Raw genomic sequence first — 5,440 nt, forward strand, 5'->3', positions numbered from 1 at the left:
TTGCAAAGCCGCTTGCCCTGATGGATGACCGGGGACGCCTGGTATTGATTCTGGAAGCCTTCCCGGGCGAATCGCTCGAGACCATTTTGTGCCACGGCCCGCGCCCGGACCTGCCTCGCTGCCTGGCTATCGCGCATCACCTGGCTGTTGCCTTGGCGGGTATCGACACCGCCCAGGTCATCCATCGAGATCTGCGGCCGGCCAATATTCTGATCGCGCCCGAAACCGGCCATGTTCTGCTGGTGGACTTCAGCCTCGCGACGACCCAGGAACATACCATCGCGCCAGAGGACGTTGTCGTATCCGTGGGCGAATGGGCGTACATGTCTCCCGAGCAAACCGGCCGCATGAATCGTCCGGTCGATTACCGGACCGATGGCTATTCGATGGGCGTGCTGCTCTATCGCATGCTGACCGGTCAATTACCGTTCCAGGCGAGCGATCCACTGGAATGGGCGCATTGCCATATCGCCCGCATGCCAGCGCCGCCGTGCGATGTCGCGCCCGCCGTGCCGCAACCGGTATCGGACATCGTGATGAAACTGCTGGCCAAACTACCGGAGGATCGCTATCAAAGCATGCGTGGCGTGCAATCCGATCTCGACCGGTGTCTGGCGCAATGGCACTCGTCCGGGCGCATCGAGCCGTTCCGGCTCGGCATGGACGATCTATCGGATCGCTTCCAGATTCCACACAGACTGTACGGGCGCGATCAGGAGTCGAACATGCTCCTCGATATGTTCGAACTCATGGCGTCGACGGGCTGGACTGCGCTTGCCACCGTATCCGGGTATTCGGGCATCGGCAAGTCGTCGCTGGTCGACGCCCTGCGCAAGCCGATTGTCGCGAAGCATGGCTACTTCATTTCAGGAAAGTTCGATCAGTACCGGCGGGACATTCCCTATGCCACCCTGACGCAAGCGTTCGGCGAGTTGGTGCAGCAACTGCTGGCCGAAAGTGCAACGCGCATCGCCGGCTGGCGGCAACAACTGCAGGCTGCGGTCGGGGTCAACGGCCAGCTCATTCTCGATGTGCTGCCCAAAGTCGAGTTGATCATCGGCACGCAGGCTCCAGTACCGCCGCTGCCGCCCACGGAGGCTCAAAACCGGTTCCGTCTGGCGTTCCGGCAATTCGTGACGGTGTTCACGAGCAAGGCCCACCCGCTGGTCCTTTTCCTCGACGACCTGCAGTGGATCGACGCAGCCAGCCTGGCACTCGTCGAACACCTGCTCACCCATCCAGACACCTGTTATCTGCTGCTGATCGGCGCCTATCGCGACAACGAAGTAAACGGCGCGCATCCGCTGATAAGGAGTCTCGATGCGATACATCACGGCGGCACGCCGGTGGTCGACATCCATCTCGCGCCACTGTCTGCCGCGCATCTGAACCAGTTGGTGGCCGACACGCTGCATGCGCCGCCCGCGTGCTGCGAGCCGCTCACGCAGCTCATTTGCGAACGCACCGAGAGCAATCCATTTTTCTTTATCCAGTTCCTGGATGCGCTCCACAAGGAGGGGTTGTTATGGCGTGATGCACAGATCCAGGCATGGCGGTGGGACCTGGAACAGATCAAAGCGAAAGACTTTGCCGACAACGTCGTCGATCTGATGTTGGGCAAGTTACGGCAGCTGCCGATCCCGGCACAGGAAGCGCTGCAACTGGCCGCTTGCCTCGGCAACAAGTTCGACCTGCGGATTCTCGAACTGGTCAGCGGCCAGGCCGGGGTTGAGCACCACCTTGCGCCTGCGGTGCGCGAAAATCTGATCCTGCGCACTCACGGCAGCGGTAAGTTCCTGCACGACCGGATCCAGCAGGCGGCTTATTCACTGATTCCCGAAGACCGCCGCAGCGAAGTACACCTGCGCATCGGCCGCGTACTTCTCTCGAGCATGACGGCCGACGCGCTCGTCGATCATCTGTTCGATGTGGCGAACCAGTTCAACCGGGGCGCCGCGCTGATCACGGCACAGGAGGAGCGCGAGCGCGTAGCTGAACTTAATCTCACCGCGGGCCTGCGAGCCAAGACAGCGACGGCTTATGCATCGGCACTGGCCTACTTCACCGCCGGCGAAGCACTGGTGACAGAAGATGGTATGAACCGGCACGATGCCCTCACGTTCTCGCTCGGTTTTCAGCGTGCCGAATGCGAATTCCTGACCGGCGACCTGACGGCGGCGGAACAGCGACTGTCGATACTTTCACAACGCGCCGCCAACCTCATCGATAAGGCCTCCGTCACGTGCCTGCGCATGGCACTTTATATGAACGCGGGACAAGCCGATCGTGCCGTTGAAGTGAGCCTCGACTATCTGCGCGCCGTCGGCATCACGTGGTCGGCGCACCCGGGAAAGGAGGACGTGCAACTGGAGTACGAGCACTTGTGGCAACAGATGGGTGACCGCTCGATTGAGCAGCTCCTCGATTTGCCCTTGATGACCGATCCCGTCTGCCGCGCCACCCTGGACGTGCTCACCGCCGTTCAGCCGCCGGCGCATGCCACCGACATGAACCTGTATTGCCTCATCGCCGGCCGGATGGCGAATCTGAGCCTCGAGCGTGGCAACAGCGATGGATCGGGCTTCGCCTATGTGATGCTCGGCATGACCCTGGGGCCGCAATTCGGCGATTACCAGGCCGGTTTCCGGTTCGGCAGGCTCGGCGTCGATCTCGTCGAGAAGCACCGGATGGATCGCTTCAAAGCCCGCGTCTACGCGTGCTTCGGCGCCTTCATCGTCCCCTGGACGAGGCACATACGCTCGGCTCACGCCTTACTGCGGCTCGCCTTCGATACGGCCAACCAGACCGGCGACCTGACCTTCACGGGCTATTGCTGCAACAACCTGATCACCAATCGTCTAGGTGCCGGAGAGCCGCTCGGCGATGTGCAACGCGAAGCCGAAAGCAGCTTCGAGTTCGCGCACAAAATGCGCTTCGACTTCGTCGCCGACATAATCGCTACCCAGGTCGCGCTGATCAAAGCACTCCGCGGCATGACGCCAGAATTCGGCTCCTTCAACGATGCCGCGTTTGACGAAGACCGCTTCGAACAGCATTTGGGCGCGGATCCGGGGCTGGCACTCGGCGCTTGCTGGTATTGGATTCGCAAGTTGCAAGCGCGCGTCCATGCAGGTGACTACGCGGGCGCCATCGCGGCGGCATCGAATGCTGAACTGTTGCTGTGGACGTCACCCTTCTGCTTCGAGCTGGCGGAATATCATTTCTACGCCGCGCTGGCGCGCGCGGCACACTGCGATTCGGTATCGGCGGAAGAACGGCCGCGGCATCTGGAGGCGCTATCCGCTCACTACAAGCAGATCGAGACGTGGGCGAACCATTGCCCTGAAAATTTCACGAACCGCGCCGCGCTCATCGCCGCGGAGATTGCCCGACTCCAGGGGCACGACTCCGACGCGATGCGGCTTTACGAACAGGCCATTCGATCGGCCCGCGAGCACAACTTCGTCCAGAACGAAGCAGTCGCTTACGAATGCGCGGCGGCGTTCTATCGCACGCGTGGATTCGAGACATTTGCCGACACCTATATGCGAAAAGCGCGTGACTGCTTTGCGCGTTGGGGCGCCGACGGCAAGGTCAGGCAGATCGACGCGCGCGCGCCGCAACTGCGCGAAGAGCCGGCTCTATCGGCCGACACTGCGTTCGGTAAAGTCGAACAACTGGATCTGCTGTCGGTCACCAAGGCCTCACAGGCCATCTCTGGCCAGATCGTGCTTGAGGATCTGGTCGATACGCTGATGCACATCCTGCTCGAAAATGCCGGCGCGCAGACCTGCCATTTGCTGCTCGCACGCAACGAGAGCCTGGTCCTCGCGGCCGAAGCGAGCGTCGAACAGCAGACGATCCAGGTACGGCGGCATCTGGGCCGCACGGTGCCCGCACAAGCGTTGCAGGAGTCGTCCCTGCGCGAATCGGTGCTGCCCGCGTCCATCATCAATTACGTGCGGCGCTGCCAGGAGCGCGTGCTGCTGACGGATGCGATGCAATCGAATCCCTTTGAGGCAGACGACTACTTGACCCGCCGCCGACCGAAGTCGGTGCTGTGCCTGCCGATCATGCGCCGCTCCGCGTTGATCGGTCTGTTGTATCTGGAGAACAACCTCGCCACGCATGCGTTTACACCCGAACGCGTGACCGTGCTGGAACTGCTGGCTTCCCAGGCGGCGATCTCGCTGGAAAACGCGCTGCTTTATGCCGATCTGCAGCGGGAAAACAGCGAGCGCAAGCTCGCCGAGGAAGAGCTACGCAAGCGCGAAGCACGCATCCGGCGACTGGTCGAGTCGAACATCATTGGGGTGTTCTTCTGGAACGTCACCGGGATCGCCACCGACGCGAACGATGCGTTCCTTCGGATCGTAGGTTATTCGCGCCAGGATCTGCTGTCCGGCCATGTCCAATGGGACACCATGACGCCTCCGGAATATCGCGCCGCCGACGCGCGGGCGCTTGAAGAACTACGGCAGCGCGGAAGCGCCCCGCCCTATGAGAAGGAATACGTCCGCAAGGACGGCCAGCGCATTCCGGTTCTGGTCGGCGGAGCGCTGATGGAGGGCTCAGAAGAAAACGGCGTAGCGTTCGTGCTCGACCTGACCGAACAGAAAGCGGCCGAGACGGAACTCGCGGCGCGGCGGACCGCGGCCACGCAAGCGGAGGAGCAATTGCAGGCGCTACAGGTGGAACTGGCTCATGCCACTCGCGTAACCACGCTTGGAGAACTCAGCGCCTCCATCGCCCACGAGGTAGGCCAGCCGCTCGGCGCGATCGTCACCAGTGGCGAAGCCTGCCTGCGATGGCTCGGCCACACGAAGCCGCAACCGGAAGAGGTGCGGGCCTGCGTGGAGCATATGATCGGCGAAGGCAGGCGCGCGAGCGAAATTGTCCGACGGATCCGCACGCTCACCAGCAAGGCCGCCCCACGCAAGGCGCCGCTGGAACTCAACGATGTGATCCATGACGTTGTCGCCCTGGTTCAGCGCGAAGTCTCGAATCATCGTGTTTCGTTGCGTCTCGAGCTTGGCTCCGGGCTGCCGCCGTCGCTCGGCGATCGGGTCCAGCTTCAGCAAGTGCTCATCAATCTGATGATAAACGGCATCCAGGCGATGGCCGACATCGGCGGCGACTCACGTGAACTACTGATCGAGTCCCGCCGGGATGGCGACGGGCACGTGGTCGTGGCGGTACAGGACTCTGGCCCGGGCATCGATCCGGAAAGCGCAAACCAGCTGTTCGACGCCTTCTTCACCACGAAGACTGAAGGCATGGGCATGGGATTGTCGATCTGCCGCTCGATCATCGAAGCCCACGGCGGACAGGTGTGGGCGTCCAACAAGGCGGGGCACGGGGCCATTTTCCAGTTCAGCCTGCCTTCGATTGGCGACGCGTCCTGAAGGGCAATCCGGCGTGACAAGCAGGGCAATACGGC

General features: G+C 62.2%; 1 protein-coding gene. It reads left to right on the top strand.

Translation table 11 applies throughout. The features are described from left to right. The first annotated feature begins 20 nt into the window (after window positions 1-20). Window positions 21-5,405 (top strand): AAA family ATPase, encoded by a 5,385-nt coding sequence (locus QOC89_RS22320; RefSeq protein ID WP_323047003.1) that lies wholly within the window; start codon window positions 21-23, stop codon window positions 5,403-5,405. Window positions 5,406-5,440: the final 35 nt, after the last annotated feature.

The sequence above is a fragment of the Paraburkholderia sp. genome, assembly GCF_034668105.1.
Classification (GTDB): domain Bacteria; phylum Pseudomonadota; class Gammaproteobacteria; order Burkholderiales; family Burkholderiaceae; genus Paraburkholderia.